Origin of the sequence: Lacibacter sp. H375, assembly GCF_037892425.1 — a bacterium.
Classification (GTDB): domain Bacteria; phylum Bacteroidota; class Bacteroidia; order Chitinophagales; family Chitinophagaceae; genus Lacibacter.
Genome location: NZ_JBBKTT010000001.1, coordinates 1,947,972 through 1,965,825, shown reverse-complemented (window position 1 = coordinate 1,965,825; position 17,854 = coordinate 1,947,972). Strand labels below are relative to the sequence as shown.

The 17,854-nt window shown below is 40.3% G+C and carries 14 protein-coding genes; 3 read left to right on the top strand and 11 right to left on the bottom strand.

Annotated features, from left to right (window positions below; translation table 11 throughout):
- Positions 1 to 178: 178 nt before the first annotated feature.
- The 8 genes from WG954_RS08655 to WG954_RS08620 form a co-directional block, all read right to left on the bottom strand.
- Entirely contained in the window at positions 179 to 1,705 is a 1,527-nt protein-coding gene (locus WG954_RS08655; RefSeq protein WP_340435552.1) for a DUF4394 domain-containing protein, read from the bottom strand.
- A gap of 121 nt (positions 1,706 to 1,826) precedes the next feature.
- The gene (locus WG954_RS08650; protein ID WP_340435550.1) at positions 1,827 to 4,208 is read right to left on the bottom strand and encodes a PQQ-dependent sugar dehydrogenase; all 2,382 of its coding nucleotides are present in this window, start codon (positions 4,206 to 4,208) and stop codon (positions 1,827 to 1,829) included.
- Between the two features lie 621 nt (positions 4,209 to 4,829).
- Positions 4,830 to 5,381 (bottom strand): hypothetical protein, encoded by a 552-nt coding sequence (locus WG954_RS08645; RefSeq protein WP_340435548.1) that lies wholly within the window; start codon positions 5,379 to 5,381, stop codon positions 4,830 to 4,832.
- A 3-nt stretch (positions 5,382 to 5,384) separates the two neighbouring features.
- Positions 5,385 to 5,855 carry an RNA polymerase sigma factor gene (locus WG954_RS08640; protein WP_340435546.1) on the bottom strand — a complete coding sequence of 157 codons (471 nt, stop codon included), beginning with the start codon at positions 5,853 to 5,855 and terminating at the stop codon, positions 5,385 to 5,387.
- Positions 5,856 to 6,022: 167 nt separating this feature from the next.
- Positions 6,023 to 8,434 carry a TonB-dependent receptor gene (locus WG954_RS08635; RefSeq protein WP_340435544.1) on the bottom strand — a complete coding sequence of 804 codons (2,412 nt, stop codon included), beginning with the start codon at positions 8,432 to 8,434 and terminating at the stop codon, positions 6,023 to 6,025.
- A gap of 69 nt (positions 8,435 to 8,503) precedes the next feature.
- Positions 8,504 to 10,126 (bottom strand): amidase, encoded by a 1,623-nt coding sequence (locus WG954_RS08630; RefSeq protein WP_340435542.1) that lies wholly within the window; start codon positions 10,124 to 10,126, stop codon positions 8,504 to 8,506.
- 89 nt (positions 10,127 to 10,215) lie between these two features.
- The gene (locus WG954_RS08625) at positions 10,216 to 11,679 is read right to left on the bottom strand and encodes an SLC13 family permease (RefSeq protein ID WP_340435540.1); all 1,464 of its coding nucleotides are present in this window, start codon (positions 11,677 to 11,679) and stop codon (positions 10,216 to 10,218) included.
- Between the two features lie 45 nt (positions 11,680 to 11,724).
- Complete coding sequence (locus WG954_RS08620; RefSeq protein ID WP_340435537.1) at positions 11,725 to 12,351, bottom strand: DNA-3-methyladenine glycosylase; 627 nt, start codon at positions 12,349 to 12,351, stop codon at positions 11,725 to 11,727.
- 65 nt (positions 12,352 to 12,416) lie between these two features.
- Here WG954_RS08620 and WG954_RS08615 point away from each other — a divergent pair, with 65 nt between their 5' ends.
- Both WG954_RS08615 and WG954_RS08610 read left to right on the top strand, forming a co-directional pair.
- Positions 12,417 to 13,178, top strand: a complete 762-nt coding sequence (locus WG954_RS08615; RefSeq protein ID WP_340435536.1) for an EI24 domain-containing protein — start codon at positions 12,417 to 12,419, stop codon at positions 13,176 to 13,178.
- Between the two features lie 39 nt (positions 13,179 to 13,217).
- Entirely contained in the window at positions 13,218 to 13,913 is a 696-nt protein-coding gene (locus tag WG954_RS08610) for an SAM-dependent methyltransferase (RefSeq protein ID WP_340435534.1), read from the top strand.
- 45 nt (positions 13,914 to 13,958) lie between these two features.
- Here the strand turns inward: WG954_RS08610 and WG954_RS08605 are convergent, their stop codons facing one another.
- Positions 13,959 to 15,593 carry an ArnT family glycosyltransferase gene (locus WG954_RS08605; RefSeq protein ID WP_340435532.1) on the bottom strand — a complete coding sequence of 545 codons (1,635 nt, stop codon included), beginning with the start codon at positions 15,591 to 15,593 and terminating at the stop codon, positions 13,959 to 13,961.
- A 97-nt stretch (positions 15,594 to 15,690) separates the two neighbouring features.
- The gene (locus tag WG954_RS08600; protein WP_340435529.1) at positions 15,691 to 16,557 is read right to left on the bottom strand and encodes a sigma-70 family RNA polymerase sigma factor; all 867 of its coding nucleotides are present in this window, start codon (positions 16,555 to 16,557) and stop codon (positions 15,691 to 15,693) included.
- Between the two features lie 311 nt (positions 16,558 to 16,868).
- Between WG954_RS08600 and WG954_RS08595 the strand changes: the two genes are divergently transcribed.
- Positions 16,869 to 17,249 carry an START-like domain-containing protein gene (locus WG954_RS08595; RefSeq protein ID WP_340435528.1) on the top strand — a complete coding sequence of 127 codons (381 nt, stop codon included), beginning with the start codon at positions 16,869 to 16,871 and terminating at the stop codon, positions 17,247 to 17,249.
- Here the strand turns inward: WG954_RS08595 and WG954_RS08590 are convergent.
- Positions 17,246 to 17,842, bottom strand: coding sequence for a hypothetical protein (locus tag WG954_RS08590; protein WP_340435526.1), 597 nt, complete (start codon positions 17,840 to 17,842; stop codon positions 17,246 to 17,248). The two genes, WG954_RS08595 and WG954_RS08590, sit on opposite strands and share 4 nt — an antisense overlap.
- Positions 17,843 to 17,854: the final 12 nt, after the last annotated feature.

Genomic DNA, 17,854 nt, shown 5'->3' with positions numbered 1-17,854 from the left:
TGTTAAGGGTAGATAAAGACAAGCAGTTATTTGTTACCCCTAAAGTAATTTTTTTTTGTCATTCCCTCTTATTCACTACCTGGAGTCAATAACTATCCGTTTTAAATACCTGAACAATCAGCAAACAAAAAAGCAGGACTTTCGTCCTGCTTACACTAAAAACTACTCACCATCAGCATTAAAATCCTAAACCGATTGTAAATGCAGTAATTGCACCGCCACTGAATTCGAAGTTAGCAGGTGAAGGAGAAGCCGATCCGTTGCTTAAATTGATCTTGTGTATACGTGTTTTTCCATCTACAGTTAAAACAGCCCAGGCATTTCCACTTGTGCCTCCAATATCAAACCCGCCTATTGATGTTGCGTTAAGGCCAAGATCACCAATGGCGACAAGCGTACCATTATTGGGCGGGTCTTGTTTGTATAGTTTATCTACTGTTACATCAATATCAAATAAAACAGTAGTTGTTGCACCTGCAAAATTGTTTGTGTATGCAGCAGCACCTACTGATGAACCTTCAGTTAAATTAAGATCAACTGCTGCCACTAAACCAGTAACAGGATGTAACCGAAGATTTAAACCACTATTACTCACAACACGTATGCGATCAACTGTAGGGTTAAAATCAAACCCAAAATCAGTTCCTGTAAGTAAGGTTGTAAATTGAACGCCTACTTTTGCGGCAGCTCCACTTGATGTATTAATTGTATAAAGATTGCTTTGGCTGCCCAGCGCATAAAGCTGACCGTTAGCAGGGCGAAAATCTAACCCCACAATTGTTTCGCCTGTTGCAGTTCCCGTAATCGGTTTACTCACTACAACGGGTTCATCAGGATTCATGATAAGCAAAGTTGTTCCGTTCTGTACTGCGTATGCAACAGTTAATGTTGGAATAGCAATACCTCTTACACTTGCTGCACCACCAAGCATACCCACATTTTCTGCTTTACCGGTTGTAAGATCAATGGTAAAAACAGACGGGGTGCTTCCGCTATTGTAAACAGCCAGTGCAATATTGTTTGAAGCAGCAATATCGAATTCCCCTGTTCCTGATAAGTCAATTCCAAGGTTACCAACGGCCACTAATCCACCTGCATTGGGTGGATCTTGTTTATATAGAATATCATTATTTACATCAATATCAAACAAAACAGTTGTAGAAGCACCGGCTTTGTTTTCAATATAAGCAGCAGCAGAAATATTTGCATTTGCTGTTCCGCCAATATTGATTGCACCATCAGTTGCCGCAACAGCTCCTGTTTCAGGATTAAGGCGAAGGTTTTGTCCCCCGGTTGAAATCAAACGAATACGATCAACTGTTGGATTAAAATCAAAAGCTGCTACATCGCCAGCCAGAGCAGGAGAAAATGAAGTAGTTCCAATTGCTCTTGCTTCGCCTGTTGTTGTATTAATTACATAAATGCGGCTGCTGCTGCCAACACCATATAATTGTCCGGTTGCAGGGCGAAAATCAATGGCAAGCATTGTTTCTGCTGATTGCATACCTGTGATCGATACACTTGAAATTGCATTCTCCGGTTTTGATGCATCGTATTTAGCAAGTGTATTGCTGTTGATCAAGGCAAAAAATTCGAGTTTAGGTCCTTTGCCGTTTTTATTGCCATCGTTGATCTTGCTACAGCTCATGACAAGAACAGAGCATAACATTACAATGAGGCCAACGAGTTGAGTTGTCTTCTTCATACGTGTGAGTTTAGGACTTAGCTACGAAGACGGGGAAGCATTGGATTTCACCACTCACATTTTATCATAAAAAAAGGCCGGCTCAGAATTGAGCCAGCCTGTATGATACATCAGGAAAGAACTATCGGTTAATGATTAACTTTTCTGTACGTAACACTGTACCACTTGAAGCAGTAACACGAAGTACATACATACCTGCAGGCAATTCGCTTGTTTCCATACGTGTTGCCAAGCCATTAGCAGCCTGTTGCTTCACTCTGCGTCCCTTCACATCAAAGAGTTCAATTAGGCGTCCTGCTTCTGTGCTGTAATTATATACAACAATAAAGTTGGTGGCAGGGTTCGGATAAATATCAATTGTTTTATCCTTCTTCTCTTCTTTCACCCTGTTATCAACAGGAGTTGTTTGCACAAACTGACGGAATGCACCGCCATTAAAAGTAAACTCAAGAATACAACCAGGGTTTGCAGGTGTTGTAGTTACATTACCTGTCGGGCCCGATGTTGAACCGCTTGAATCGGTGGCTACATAAATTTTTGTTCCATCAGTACTCACCACCACATCACGGAAGCGACCCATACCACGGAAATAATTAATGGTATCAGAAATGATCTGCAAACCATTATTACTTAACTGGTAACGGGTAATGGTGCCCGCTTTCAACATCGCTACCAAAACTGAATTCTGCCAGCCGGGAATTGCCGTGCTGCCATAAAATTCTGTACCTGATGGAGCCATAGAAGGCCACAGCATATTATCGCCACCGGATGGAGGATTTACTGCCGGATAAATTGAACGTAATGGTTCTTTTGCATTTAAGGTTGCGCAATTCACTTGTTCACTCACTACGTTAAAGCCACCAATATTGCGTCCATTGTAGTTACCATCGCAATAACCTGCCACTTGCGGCCAACCAAAATTTCTTCCGCTTTCAACCACATTCACTTCATCATCACTAAACGGACCATGCTCTGTGCTGTATAAAATATTTGTTCCATTTACATTGCCCCAAACCAAACCTTGCGGGTTACGATGACCAAGTGAATAAACAGCAGTTGGCTGACCACCGCTTGTGAATGGATTATCAGCAGGTATCCAGGAACCGCTTATTAATTCTGTATTCAAACGAAGGATTTTACCTTCAAGGATTGAAAGATTTTGTGCATTGTTTGCACGACTGATATTATCATACTGCCCTGCACCCATATCACCTACACTGAAATACAATTTCTCATCGGGACCAACTGCCAAACGTGCAGAATTATGATCGTTACTGCCGGGAATATTTTCAAGTATTGTAACCGGATCAATTAACGTTTGTGAAAATGCATCATAGCTGTAACGTTCAATCCGCATTCTGCGAACAGTAGCACTGAGCGATTGATAAGTATAAGCAATATATACAAATGGTTTTCCTGTACTGAATGCTGGGTGTAATGCAAGACCCATCAAACCATCTTGTCCGCCAACACGCACCATTTTTGATCCAAGGGTTAAAACAATACGTTTAGCCCCGGTTGCAGGGTTAACAAAACTAACGGTACCTCCAAAACGCTCGGTATACCAGATATTATTATCAGGACCATACACCAGATCATGTGGCATTCGCTGACGGTCAATTACGGTACGTACACTGAACGATTCAGATGCCGCAACAGATGAAATTGTTGTAACCGGGAATACTGCACTTGTTGATTCGTTACCTGCTGCATCTTTTGCCCGAACCGTCATGTTGTACATCGTATTAGCGGAAAGACCCGTTACACTATAAGAAGTATATGTAAGCGTGCTGCTGTTGATCTTAACACCATTGCGATAGATATCATAACCTGTAACGCCAACATTGTCGGTTGAGGCATTCCACTTCAATACAAAAGAAGATGTTGTGATGAAATCTGCTGCAAGGCCGGCAGGAGCAGATGGAGGCTCTGAATCAAAAAGAAGATCAGTAGAAAGATTACTACCCGGAATAATTTCGCTTGGGGCAGATGTGCTTTGTCCCGGTTTAGACCAACCAACCGAAAGATTGTCGCTGCCGGTTGTTTCTTTCATTAATGCTTCAACATAATATTTTACGCCTGCAACTAATAAAATGCCCACCGATTTTTGTGACGTTGAAGCATTCCATTGACGATACTTACACGCTTTAGACGTGTAAGCAATTCTTGTTTTATTCAGCGGCAGAGCTGTACTGCTTAACCATAATTCACCTGCATTGTCTGCAGCGATCCAGAAAGTATAAGTGCCGGTTGTTGGCACACAGAGATAACCATACATCCTTACACCAAGATTGTTACCAACATTGGCAGTGTTTTCAAAAGAACTGCGAATGTCTGTTACAGAAGGATTGTTCGGATAACCAATAATAGACGTAAGATTAATGATGTTGCCACCCGTTACGTTGTTCCATTGCTGGTAATTGATGCTTCCCATGCCTACGCATTGGGCTGAAAGTTGGTGGAATAACACGAGGGTGAGAAAAGAAAGTAGTATTCGTTTCATGTAAGTGGTTTTTGGGAGTTCTGGTTTGATGATCAAATTAAAGATTTTTTTAGCAAACAAAATAAACGTGTTCTTACTAAGTAGTTTTTACATTTTCAACGCATCCCGAAACATTTATGCAACATGATTGTTTTGTTGCATAAACAATTGTTGTCGTTTACTTCTGTCATTGCTTGTAGTACTTACTCTCATAACAGCTGTCGTTCATTTCAACACGTGTACTTTCTTTAAAAGTGTACTAAGTACAGCCACTTAGCTGCAGTGCATACTGCTGTATGTTTTTGAAAATACAATGTCAAAATAGTTGTTATGGGTGTTTGAAGGTTGTAGTTTTACTTCATCGAAGAAGAAAACAATATCCAATAGAAAGACCGAAAAAATCCAATCCAAACCCAAGAACCAAGATCCAAATCCAAACCCTGCTGCAAAGCAGTATTGAAAACCAAGTATCCAAAAGCCGCCCGTTTTGAATTACGGCTCTATGAAAACCAAATGACTTCTGTACCCTGCGAAAAAGGATAATACGGACAAGAAAACCCAAAAGCATTGAAGTCATTTAGAAAGCCCCCGAGAGATCGGGGGCTTTATTCTTTAGGGATAGTAAGTAGTTATTCCATCAACTTAGTTCTGCTCTGCAAAGTCTTTAACCTGCAGCTCCAGTTTCAATATCCAGTTACGCCACACTTTATAAGAGATATGTGTGAGCTGCACCAGCACCAGGATCATCCCCAGCAGAATAAAACTTTTTTCTTTTGTGAATGTAATGACTGATAGAAAAAAAGCAAGCAAACAAACGCTGTAGAAGAATGATATAACAAGTGACAGGATTGATAATCGCTTTACCTTATTTAACAAGTGCTGAACAGATGATCGCAGATTCTCTTTCATTACTGGTTTTGCTAATGAGATATAACCAATCAGATCATTGAAAATATAAAGCAGCACTCCGGCAAACAGCAGCAGGTTTGCGTACAGAGGTTTTTTATCGCCATCAAACCAATCGTAATACACAAACATGAAAAAGGAAAGCACAACAGTTTCAATAATCATTTTGATGCGTATCCGTTTTAAGGTAGGATGATGATTGAGTTTGGTCATACGTTCCAGGTCGGCCTCGGTTCTGTAATTACCGCCGGCATTTTGCCAGCCCGATTTTAATTCATTCAGTTCCATAAATTAATTTAATCGTTCTTTTAATTTTGATTTAATGCGGTTCAATCTTACGCCAACGTTGCTTTCAGTTAACCCGGTAATGCCGGCAATTTCCTGGTAACTGTAATCTTCGAGGTAAAGTGAGATCACAGCTTTCTCTGCATCGGTTAATATGCGCAGGGCACGAAACAGCCGTTCTTCGTTTTCTGAACTGTTTAGCTCTGCTGCATAATGCACATGATCCGGAATTTCTTCGGGGTATGTAATATCAACCTTTGGTTTGCGATAAGCCGCAATAGCTGTGTTCAATGCAATTCTATACATCCAGGTACTAAGTTTTGCTTCGCCTTTAAAACCCGGGTAGGCTTTCCAGAGTTGATACACGATCTCCTGGAACAGATCTTCCTGATCTTCCCTTCTGTCACGATACAAGTTGCAAACCTTGTAAATGATGTTTTGATTATTCTGTATGTCTATTAAAAATGCTTGCTCCATCCTGTTATTGTTCCTCCTCAGCTGTTTGCTAACCGGCTTAAGGTAGACCTTATAAACCATAGGTTGCGATATGGGAACAAAAACTTACAGCAGCTGAAAATATTTTTCCGTTTCAACGTTTGAGGAACTCTTGCTGAGTGAAAATTGAAGCAAATAAAAGAAGGTGCTTAAAACTTGTAACTGTAACCAATACGAAACACCTGCGTTTCGTAATAATCAATACTTTTAAAGGTAAAGCCGTTGCCATAAGTTTCCCGTTCAATCTGAAGGGTATTGAAAAGGTCACTAACATTCAGCAGCAGTTCGCCTTTTCCTTTCTGGATAATTTTTTTCACACCCACATCAACGGAAAAACGTGTGCCGATCTTTCCCTGCGGGAAAATATCAGGAGCCTGGTAAATAGCCGTAAGCTGCAGATCAGTTTGCTTTACAAAATGAAAAAGCCCGTTCAGTTTTATATTACCCGAGGTATATGTTTGCCTTTCGGCTGAATAGGTTGAAGCAACAGGATATTTATTCTGCACGGTAAACGCTTCAATTATATTACGGTACACAGTTGCATTTGTATTCAACGAAAAGACAGTAGAAAAATCCTGTTGCAGAATAACTTCAGTACCTGTGTTGCTGCTGCGTCCTGCATTTTGAAAAACGGTATAGATCAATGTAGACGGCGGCGCCTGTGTTGCAATACGCAGAATGGTTCCATTGGTACTGCGGTGATACAGTGCGGCATAGAAATAACCTTTCTTCAGATTGGTTTTATAGCCCAGTTCGTAGGTATTGGTAAACTGTGGTTTAACAGCAGGGTTACCAACTTTAATAATTTCCGCATCATCATATTTTGGAAAAATGCGAATATCTACTTCATTTGGCCTGTCAACACGCCTGTTATAAAAAAGCGATAGTTTATTCTGCTCATTAAGTTTCCACGCCAGTCGTACATTCGGAAAAGGCTGTGTGTAATCATAGCCATCACTTTTATACGTATTGTGATTAGGATTTACTTTGTATTGCAGATCTACATACTCAACACGCAAACCAACTTCTGCTTCCAGTTTTTTTGTTTCAAAAACATAGTTGCTGTACAGCGCCGGAATTATTTCAGTATAGGTTGCAGCACCACCGGCATTTATATCAAGCGGAGAATTAACCCCGGGTTTAAAGTGCATGTTGGTGGGAATATCACGATAGCGGAATTTAATGCCTCCTTCAATACGACCGTGCTTCAACGGTTTTACGTAATCGAGCATCAAATCAGCAACATGTTCATCCGAAAGCAATTTAAATGAATCAAGACCTGTGTAAGAAGGCATGATGTTTACAAAATTATACTTCTCATCCTCCCGGTGAAACGTATAATTAAAACTGATGTTCAGCAAATGACCTGCCTGTTTAAATTTATGTTGATATGCTGCTGACGCAACAGCAGTTGTTTTCAACTCATCTTCCAGAAATTGCCACATACGCTCACGTTTGGAATAATCGCCGTTAAAAAAAGGCTGATCACCACGATCAATAATTTTTTCAATTCCAAACAATCCCGACACAGTAAGCATATTGGTGCTGTTGATATTCCAATCCACACCTGCCTTTGTTGTTAAAAAATGGGTGTTCCTGTTTCGTTTAAGTTGTTGATGAATAATGCTGCCGTTTTCATACGCACGTGTAGTAAATTCATTTTTATTCAGTGTTTCAGTATACAACCAATCAGCCTGTAAAAAAGTATTCACTTTATTTTTACGATAGTTCAATGAAAGCGATGGATTGATCTTGGGTGTTGCCTGGTATTGCGGACGTACCGTTGGAAGATTTTCTTTCTTTTGCCACAAAGCACCTAAGCCGGTTGTAAGAGCAAGCTTTCCATTAAAGCCTTCCTGCTTATTTTTCTTATAGATGATATTGATGATGCCTGCATTACCATTCGCATCATACTTAGCAGATGGGTTATTGATGATCTCAATGCGTTCAATAGCGGAAGCAGGAAGATTATCCAAACCGGTTTGACTCCCGAAGCCGGTTAATGCAGTTTGCTTACCATCTATCAACACCACTACTTTATCACTTCCACGCAATTCAACTTTTCCATCCTGGTTGGTTGTAACGCCTGGTAAATTTTTCAATGCCTGTAATACTGAACCTCCACTTTGGCTGATGTTTGAAGCAACAGAATAACTTTTCTTATCCATCTTGTTCCCAACTTCATCGGGCCTGGCATCTACAATCACCTCCTGTAGTTGTTTGCTGTCTCGTTGTAATTCAATAGCACCAAGATCAAGGAATGGGCTGAGTGTACCGATCAACACCGGTTGATACTTCGTGAGAAAACCGGTATAAGAACTTTGTAAAATGTATTCGCCTGTTTTAATATCTGTAAAACTGAAACGGCCTTCTTCATTGGTAATAGTGCCTGCAATAAAACTGCTGTCGCTGCTTTTCTTCAATGTAATATTTACAAACGACAACCCTGTTTTACTGTTACTTTCTTTCACCATGCCCGATAAGGTTACCTTGCTTACCTGTGCAGGTAAAAGAGTAACACGGAGCATGAGCAATAAAAGCAGGGAAAGAAATTTTTGCATCGATCTTTTTTGAGTGGCGAAGTTACTGTAGCGTGCAGTCATCCATTCAACCATACATCCAATACTTTGTTATGCCTTGTCCAGAAACGCTTTCTTAAACTCCGGCTTTTGCCTGTGTTTTCCCGCCTGTTCAAACGCATATGCAAGAGCGATCAGTTCGCCTTCTTTATAAGCCGTGCTGAAAAACGAAAGACCAACCGGCAATGCATAGACCATGCCGCATGGTACGCTGATGTGTGGGTAACCACTCATTGCTGCAGGCGATGTAAGAAACACATCACCCCAACGATCTCCATATATCGTATCGATGCTGCAGGCAGGCCCCATTGTTAAACCAAACAATGCATCGAGTTTATGTTCCTGCAACAACGCATCAATGATCTTTTTCGAACCAACATGACTTTTCTCAAACGCTTCTTTGTATTCCTTACTGTCGAGCCCTGCTTTTGCTTCACTCATGACCATTGTTTCCTGTTTGAAGGTGGGCATCACCTTGTCTTCATTTGTTTTGTTGAAGGCAATTACATCAGCAATGGTTTTTACAGAGGCATTAGCAGTCGACAAATACTTATTCAATCCATCTTTAAATTCAAACTTCATCAATTCAAATTCTGCATTCCCTAATTCATTCAGTTTATCTAAGTACTCGAGTTCAATTATTTCAGCACCTTGTTGTTTCATGAGTGCAATGGCTATATCAAGTAGCCGATTCAAAAACTGGTTCTCATATTTCTTTTTCTCAAAACCCAATCGTTTTCCTTTTAATGCATTTGCGTCAAGAAACTTTGTATAATCAGTTACTGCTTTGCCTTCACTTTCTTTGGTGATGACATCATTCGCATCAACACCCGTCATTGCCCCTAATAAAATCGCCGCATCTTTTACCGTACGTGCAAGCGGACCAGCTGTATCCTGTGTTGCAGAAATGGGAATGATACCGCTGCGGCTCAGCAAACCAACTGTTGGTTTAATACCCACTGTTCCGTTTACCGATGCAGGACATGTAACCGATCCATCCGTTTCCGTACCCACTGCCACCGCACATAAATTGGCAGCAACCGCCACTCCCGAACCCGAACTTGAACCGCATGGATTATGATCGAGGATGTAAGGATTTTTTGTTTGCCCACCTCGACTACTCCAACCCGAACATGATTTGGTTGATCTGAAATTTGCCCACTCCGATAAATTTGTTTTACCCAACAACACCGCACCTGCTTCACGCAACTTCGTCACAATAAATGCGTCCTTCGTTGCAACATGTCCGGCCAATGCAAGTGACCCTGCTGTTGTCATCATTTTATCGGCTGTATCAATATTGTCCTTGATCAAAACAGGTATGCCGTGCAAAGGTCCACGCAGTTTGCCGGCTTTACGTTCCGCATCCATTTGTTTAGCGATCGACATTGCATCAGGGTTCAGTTCAATGACCGAATTGAGCGTTGGTCCGCTTTTATCAATGGCCGCAATACGTTGCAGGTATAAGTTGGTGAGTTGTTCACTTGAGTAAGTACCCGCCACCATTTTTTGTTGCATTTCATCGATCGTCAGTTCGTTCAATTCAAACAGATCATCAGCGGCTTCAGCTATCGCTGTTGTTTTCTTTTCTTCTGTATTGGTATTGCAGGCAGCAGCAACCAATGTGGTGGCACCGGCCAATGTACTGTTGCGGAGAAAATCTCTACGTTTCATATGCAGTAGTTAAAATGTGTACGCTAAATATACGGGAAGAAAGTACTGATGTGAATTCTTGATTAATCACAAAACACGCAAGAATCATTCTATTTCGCCACAACAGCCATCACCAACGGTAATACATACCAGCAAAACAAACTGATAAGTATAATGCTTACAATGTTCATTACAAAACCCGCTTTGATCATGTCTTTTAATTTGATGTAGCCGCTACTGAACACAATAGCATTCGGCGGTGTACCCATGGGCATCATAGAAGCGGCACTGGCAGCAAGCGTCATAGGTATACCAAGCAACAGCGGATCAAGATGCAATGCATCAGCCAATGAGCCAAGCACGGGCGCCAATACAATTACCTGTGCTACATTACTCATTACTTCGCTTAAGAAAATACAGATGACAACGATCACCAATACAAGCACCAGTCCGTGCATATTACTGAACCCGGCCAGCCATTTCCCTACCTGCGCCATTACACCTACCTGCTCCAATGAATTGGCCAGAGCTATACCGCCACCAAACAATAACAAAATACCCCAAGCCATTTTTGAGGTATCGGTCCACGTTAGCAACATGGATACTTTATCCTCTTTTTGTTTGCCTGCAGGTGTTGCAAATAAAAACAACGCACCAATAAGTGCGATCATACTATCGTTCAATTTGAACCAGCCTAATTGATTCAACAGGTCTTTTGTGATCCACAACAATGCAGTGCCAACAAAAATGATGAGGACTCTTTTTTCTGCAACAGACATTTGGCCCAATGCTTTGATCTCATCCTTGATGTATTGATTTGCTTCCTCACTGTTACTGATGCGGCTGGGAAACATCCATTTCACCAATACAAAATATAAAGCAATGAGTAAGAGTATAGCGATCGGCGTGCATACCAACATCCAATCAATAAACTGAATATCATAATTGTATTTCTTTTCGATAAATGCAACAAAGGCAACATTTGGCGGTGTGCCAATGATGGTTGAAATACCACCGATGTTACTGGCATAGGCGATCACAAGCATTAGAACCAATGAAAAATTAGCCAGACTTGTACCTTGCTGCTCATGTTCCTTCATTACTGCAATTACACTTAATGCAATAGGAAACATCATCATGGTTGTAGCCGTGTTGCTGAGCCACATACTTAAAAATGCTGTGGCAATAATAAACCCAAGGATGATACGGTTACCGCTGGTGCCGGTTTTTTGTACAATGCTTAAGGCAATACGTTTATGCAGGTTCCATTTTTCAATAGCAAGTCCGATCATGAACCCACCCATGAATAAAAAGATCACGGGGTTGCTGTAAGCTTTCGCTGTTTCTTCCATAGTGCTTACATTGAACAATGGCAATAACACCAATGGAATCAATGCAACGGCTGGCATGGGCAATGCTTCACTTATCCACCAGGTGATCATAAAAACGGCAACGGCTACAGCTTTGTTGGCTGTTGCATCTAACCCGAATGGATTAAACAGATAAGCAGCAAGCGATAAAACAATGCCGGATAAAAGAGATATACGGTATTGATTTTTTTTAACGAACTCCATGAGATAAATATAGTTTTTTAGTTCTGAGTTCAGAAGTTCTGCCAGTTAGAATAATGAGACGGCGGTATTGTTGAGTGCATGTTTGCTTACCTGCGGATGCCCTTCAATGAAAAAGCGATAGAACCACAGCGCATGCTCGGCTGCATAGTCAACACCAATACGTGGAGAAGTAAGAATATTGAAAGAGGTTGACGCACTGTCTTCTGCCAACCATATCTGTTTACTTTGCAATTGTAATCCTGTATGTTTTGTTGAGATGCCCAAGGCTTTACTTACATTACCGGGGCCACGACCAATACTACTGTCTGCTTTTTCTCTATTGAATCGTTGCAACATAGTATCGATACCCTCAAGAGGTTCAATACCCCGAATGAGAACAGCATCAGGTTTATCTTTTACATTACACACCACATTGAATAAATGATGAATACCATAACAGAGATATACATACGAAACACCTGCCGGGCCAAACATTACTTCTGTTCTTGCAGTTCGTCGGTTATTGTATGCATGCGATGCTTTATCAATGATACCCGCATAAGCTTCTGTTTCAACAATGCGCCCAACAGTAGTTTGCTGATCAAATTTGGTGATGATATATTTCCCTAACAGATCCTTTGCGATCTGTACAACATCATCTCGCTCATAAAAATCTGTACCGAGCTTTTGCATTTTGTTGTATTTTGCCACATTGCCTGTAAAGCACACCGGAATTTATTCAACTTAAAACAGATCGTTTGCTTAAGGAACTCGTTATATCGATACAGGCTTATTTCAGGGCGCATCAATTTATTGTTCGTCACAAGTTATGGAAATGGATCCTCATTCCTGGCTTCGTTTACATGCTTTTGTTCATGGGCGGCATGTGGCTATTCTGGAGTTCGAGCAGTGATTTTCTTGATTGGTTGTTTAATGTAGTTGGCATCAAAAGCTGGCTCGATTCAATGAACAACAGCTTCCTCAACTTTCTGTTTATTACAGCAAGTATTATGGTACGTTTGATCCTGCTGTTCTTTTATTTCTCTTTATTCAAATTTTTGTTCCTTGTTGTTGGTTCGCCGGTATTTGCATACCTCAGCGAAAAAACAGAAAACATTATTGAAGGAAATGATTACCCGTTCAGTACGAAACAATTGTTGAGCGATATCTGGCGGGCCATTCGTTTAGCATTGCGCAATACATTGTGGCAAACAGTTTATATTATCAGCATCCTGTTGCTTTCATTAATACCGGTGGTGGGTTGGATCAGCCCGTTGGTTGCATTTTTAGTTGAATGTTATTACTATGGTTTCTCCATGCTCGATTACAGTACGGAACGCCATAAACTTTCTCCATCGCAAAGCATTGCGTTTATCAGCAACCGCAAAGGATTGGCGATTGGCAATGGCATGGTGTTCTTCCTGATGCATCTTGTACCATTTCTTGGTTGGGTTTTAGCACCTGCTTATGCAGTAATTGCTGCTACCTTGAGTTTATATCATCCCGATGATAATCCGTAAGGCTTACATTTGCTGTTTACTGATCAAAACTCTATTCACTTGTCTGTTGTTTATTTAATTCCAGCTCCGTTAGAAGATGAAAGTCTGCAAGCTATTCCTGCTTATGTGTTGGATGCGGTGAAGCAATGCAATGTTTTTTTTGTAGAAAACGAACGTACGGCAAGACGTTACCTGAAAAAATTAGATAAGGCCATTGTAATCGATGATTACGAATGGTTCATTATTCATAAAGCAGAAGCACAGGTAAAGAACCAGTTCATGCAAAAGCTGAAAGCCGGCAAAACAATTGGTATTATCAGTGAAGCCGGTTGTCCGGGCATTGCAGATCCGGGACAGGTGTTGGTTGAAGCTGCACATCAGGTTGGTGCAACAGTAAAACCATTGGTTGGACCAAGTTCTATCTTATTAGCATTAATGGCAAGTGGTATGAATGGTCAGCAGTTTTCATTTGTTGGTTACTTACCCATTGAAGAACCGCAGCGTAAACGAAAGCTGAATCAATTGGAAGAATTATCTGCAAAATTCCAAAGTACACAGGTATTTATTGAAACACCTTACCGCAACAATCAATTGCTTGAAACAATTTTGAAAAGCTGCAAACCGCAAACACGCATCTGCATTGCAGCAAATCTTACTGCTGCAAACGAATTCATTCAAACAAAAACAGTGGCTGAATGGAAAAAGCAAATACCGGAGCTGCATAAGCAACCGGTGATCTTTTGTTTGATGGGATAAATATAAAGTCAATGATGAAAGGTTAAAAGAAAAAAATGAAGGACACTACTTACGCTTATAAAACACAAATCCATTCTTTCGCCCAACGATCTCCAGTTTATCAGCATGTTTGGTCATTACTTCTTTTTCAAATGTATTCTTGCTGATGAAGTAAGTGGGTTTATCTACATTGCCGGTCAGTAACCAATTCTCATCTTTTGCTTCTTTACGCAGATCAGGCTTAATGCGTGTGTAGAAATACTGAGCATAGCTTTTATAGCCAAGTGTTTTGATGTACACATCTTTTCCTTGCAATGATTCGTAAAATTCAATGGCCGCATGTTGTGAATATTGTTCAATGCGTGGTGTAAACAATGTGAGCAATACCTGCATTGCGCCAATACAGGCAATCAATAATAGAAAAATCGCTTTTTGAAATTTCTTTTGGTGTAACCAAATGCTGCTCACAATTACTGCTGCAAGAAACAATACACCCGGGATCATTAAGAAATAATTCCAATCCACATCAGCTTCCACATTACCCATTGCAAAAGCATCTTTGGTGAGCAATGGTTTTATCCACTCAATATTATTGCCGATCAAGGGCAATGCGATAAAGAGAATACTCCAGATAATGCCCAGGAATAATAATCCAAACTTTTGCCAGCCTTTTAATTGCGATGTCCTGTTAACCAGACCGTATACGGTTGATGCGGCTAAATAGCCAATCGGTAAATAAGTAAATGATGAGTAGTGAACGATCTTTGTTTTTACAATGGTAAACAACACTAATATAACGATCAGTGATGCGATCATGAACATGCGGAAATATTGCTGATGCTTATTCTCATGGATTTGATTTTTGTATCGAAAGATCAACAATGAGGCTGGGAAACAACCGATGAGCACCACTACAAAATGATACAACAGAAATCCGCCATGTCCCGCATCTTTTGTTTTGAACAAACGTATCTGGTAAGTAATAAATTCATTCACGAACCACCAGCCATGCTGGGCGATCTCTAAGCCAAACCAGATCATCGTCACCAGTAAAACGATCAACCCCCAAATAAGATAATATTTGATCGATACCCATCCTTTCCCACGGTTAAACAAAATAAATAGCCCATAACTCAACAACACCACTAAACCTGCAACCGGGCCTTTGGTTAAAATAGCAATGCCAGTAAATAGTCCTGATAAAACTAAATGCGACATGAACTTTTGACGTTCCTCCTTTGCAGAAAGAAAACGGCTTAGAAAATAGATGCCCAGAAAAATAAACAGGTTAAACCAGGGATCGATGATGCCGCTTTTGAAATACAGATGCGGCAAAAATGTGCCTGCATAGATCAATACCCACCAGAAAGCAAACCTTTCATTGTGTAAACGTTTACCAATTCCAAAAAGGATCAACAGAGTAGCAATACCACAAAGCGCATTCGGTAGCCGTGCTGCAAACTCATTCACCCCAAAAACTTTCATGGCTGCAACCTGCATCCAAAAGAATAAAGGCGGCTTTTCCCAGAAAGGTTCGTAGTTGATCTGTACCTGCATGTAATTGCCTGTCTCGATCATTTCCCTTGCGCTCTCCGCAAAATTGATCTCATCCCAATCAAATAACGGAACACGGCCAAGCGAATGGAAAAATAATAATGCAGCGATCACTGCAATGAGCAAATAAGATACGATCCGGTTCATGATGGTTACGAAGATAAATGAAACTGAACGTTCAATACTCCTTGCATAAAAAAACGGGAGCTTTCGGCTCCCGTTCAATAGTGTAAAATTTATTTCATTAGCCTAAATATCCTTTTAATAGTTTGCAACGGCTGTTGGTTTTTAATTTGCTGATTGCTTTGTCTTTGATCTGGCGTACACGCTCACGTGTAAGATTGAAGCGTTCGCCAATATCTTCTAGACTCAATGGATGATCAACTCCAATACCGAAGAAATACTTGATCACATCCTGCTGACGTTCCGTTAATGTTTTAAGAGAACGTGTAATTTCTGTGCGGAGCGATTCATTGTGATCAAGCTCACCATCTGTTGCAACAGCATTTGGGTTTTCCATTACATCCATCAGTGTATTGTCTTCCCCATCACTCATTGGAGAATCCATACTTACGTGGCGTGATGAAATACTTAGTGTAGACGATACTTCTTCAATTTCAAGTTCAAGCAGTTCTGCCAGTTCTTCTGCTGAAGGTTCACGTTCATACTCCTGCTCAAGTTGTGAGAAGGCTTTGTTGATACGATTGGTTAATCCTACTTTATTCAATGGCAATCGAACAATTCTTGATTGCTCGGCCAATGCCTGCAGGATACTTTGCCTGATCCACCAAACGGCGTAGGAAATAAATTTAAAACCACGGGTTTCATCAAAACGTTGTGCCGCTTTGATCAATCCTAAATTTCCTTCATTGATAAGATCCGGGAGAGAGAGACCCTGATTTTGGTATTGTTTAGCTACAGATACCACGAAACGAAGATTGGCTTTTGTTAAACGGTCGAGTGCCCGCTGGTCACCTTGTTTGATCCGTTCAGCAAGTTTTACTTCCTCTTCAGGGCTGATTAATTCCACTTTACCGATCTCCTGCAGATACTTTTCAAGACTCTGCGATTCACGGTTAGTGATAGATTTTGTGATTTTGAGTTGGCGCATGCTCATAAGCTTTGGTTTTAGGTTAATCTGATGTTGTTTCATAGTTCAGGACACTCAAACCCTGATAATGTAATAAATCACAAATAAAAACCTTTACATTACCTGAGTATTAGGTCTTAAAACTTCATCCTAATTTAACCTTATTTACCAAATCAGCCAAAAAAAAGCCCCGTCAGGCTTGCTTTTCAGCGAAATTTGTCGGTTTTGTTTAACTTTATTGAAATAATAATTAAACAATAATAAAGAAGTAAAAATTTTGATTACTGCATTATTTTTTTATTATTGCATCAAATCGCTCTGCGAAAGAACAAATGAGTAAGAAAGTTTTATACACACTGGAGTTTCCAGTACGGTGCTCGCCAGGTATTTTATACGAATTTTTAGCAACGCCGTCAGGTCTCCAGGAATGGTTTGCTGATAAAGTTGATGAACGGGATGGTATCTTTTCGTTTAACTGGAATGGTTCAGATGAAAAAGCTGAATTATTGGAAAGTGAGTTAGATAAGTTTGTACGTTACCGCTGGACACATTCTCCGAAAGAAGAATACTTTGAATTCAGAATTGAACGCACTGAAATTTCCAATCAAACAATATTGATTGTAAAAGATTTTGCTGATAAAAAAGAAATCAAAGATCAGAGTCGCTTGTGGGAATACCAGGTGAAAGATCTTTTTCACCGTATAGGCAGTTAATGTTGTTGCACTAACTCTAACAGTTGTTGAAAGGAAGCGGATAATTTCGCTTCGGCTTTGTCCCATTCTTCAAGTTTACATTGAACTGCAAGTTTCAGTATTTTTTTATCACTGATGCTTTGCTGCTGTTCTGTTGTGCGTATCATATTATCATTTCGAAAGTGATGAATCCATTCTTCATCACAAGTATTCATCCATAGGTTTTCAATAAAATTTTTATTGATGTTTTGTTGAATAACTTCAGCATACTTCTCAAGATATTTCCCTTTTAGTTGCAAGGTGATGCTGAAAAAATTTCCCCACCAGAAAAATGTTCTTATCGCAAACGTATCTTCTTTTCCAAAACAACGTGGATAATCGAGCATAACATAAGGCAGGCCTTCATAATTCTCTCCTTTTGCAATTTTGGGCGAGGTGATTAATGTTTCAGATGGTAATTGTTGAAGTAACGGTTCCAGTTTATATCGTTCACTGAGGTTACCAAACAGCAGGTATACTTTCTCAATTATCCTGTTCTTTGTTAAAATCCAATTTGCATCAGTTACCAATTGCTGCTCAAAAGCTGAAAGACTTACCTTTGATGATTCCTGCATAAAAAAGAAGAT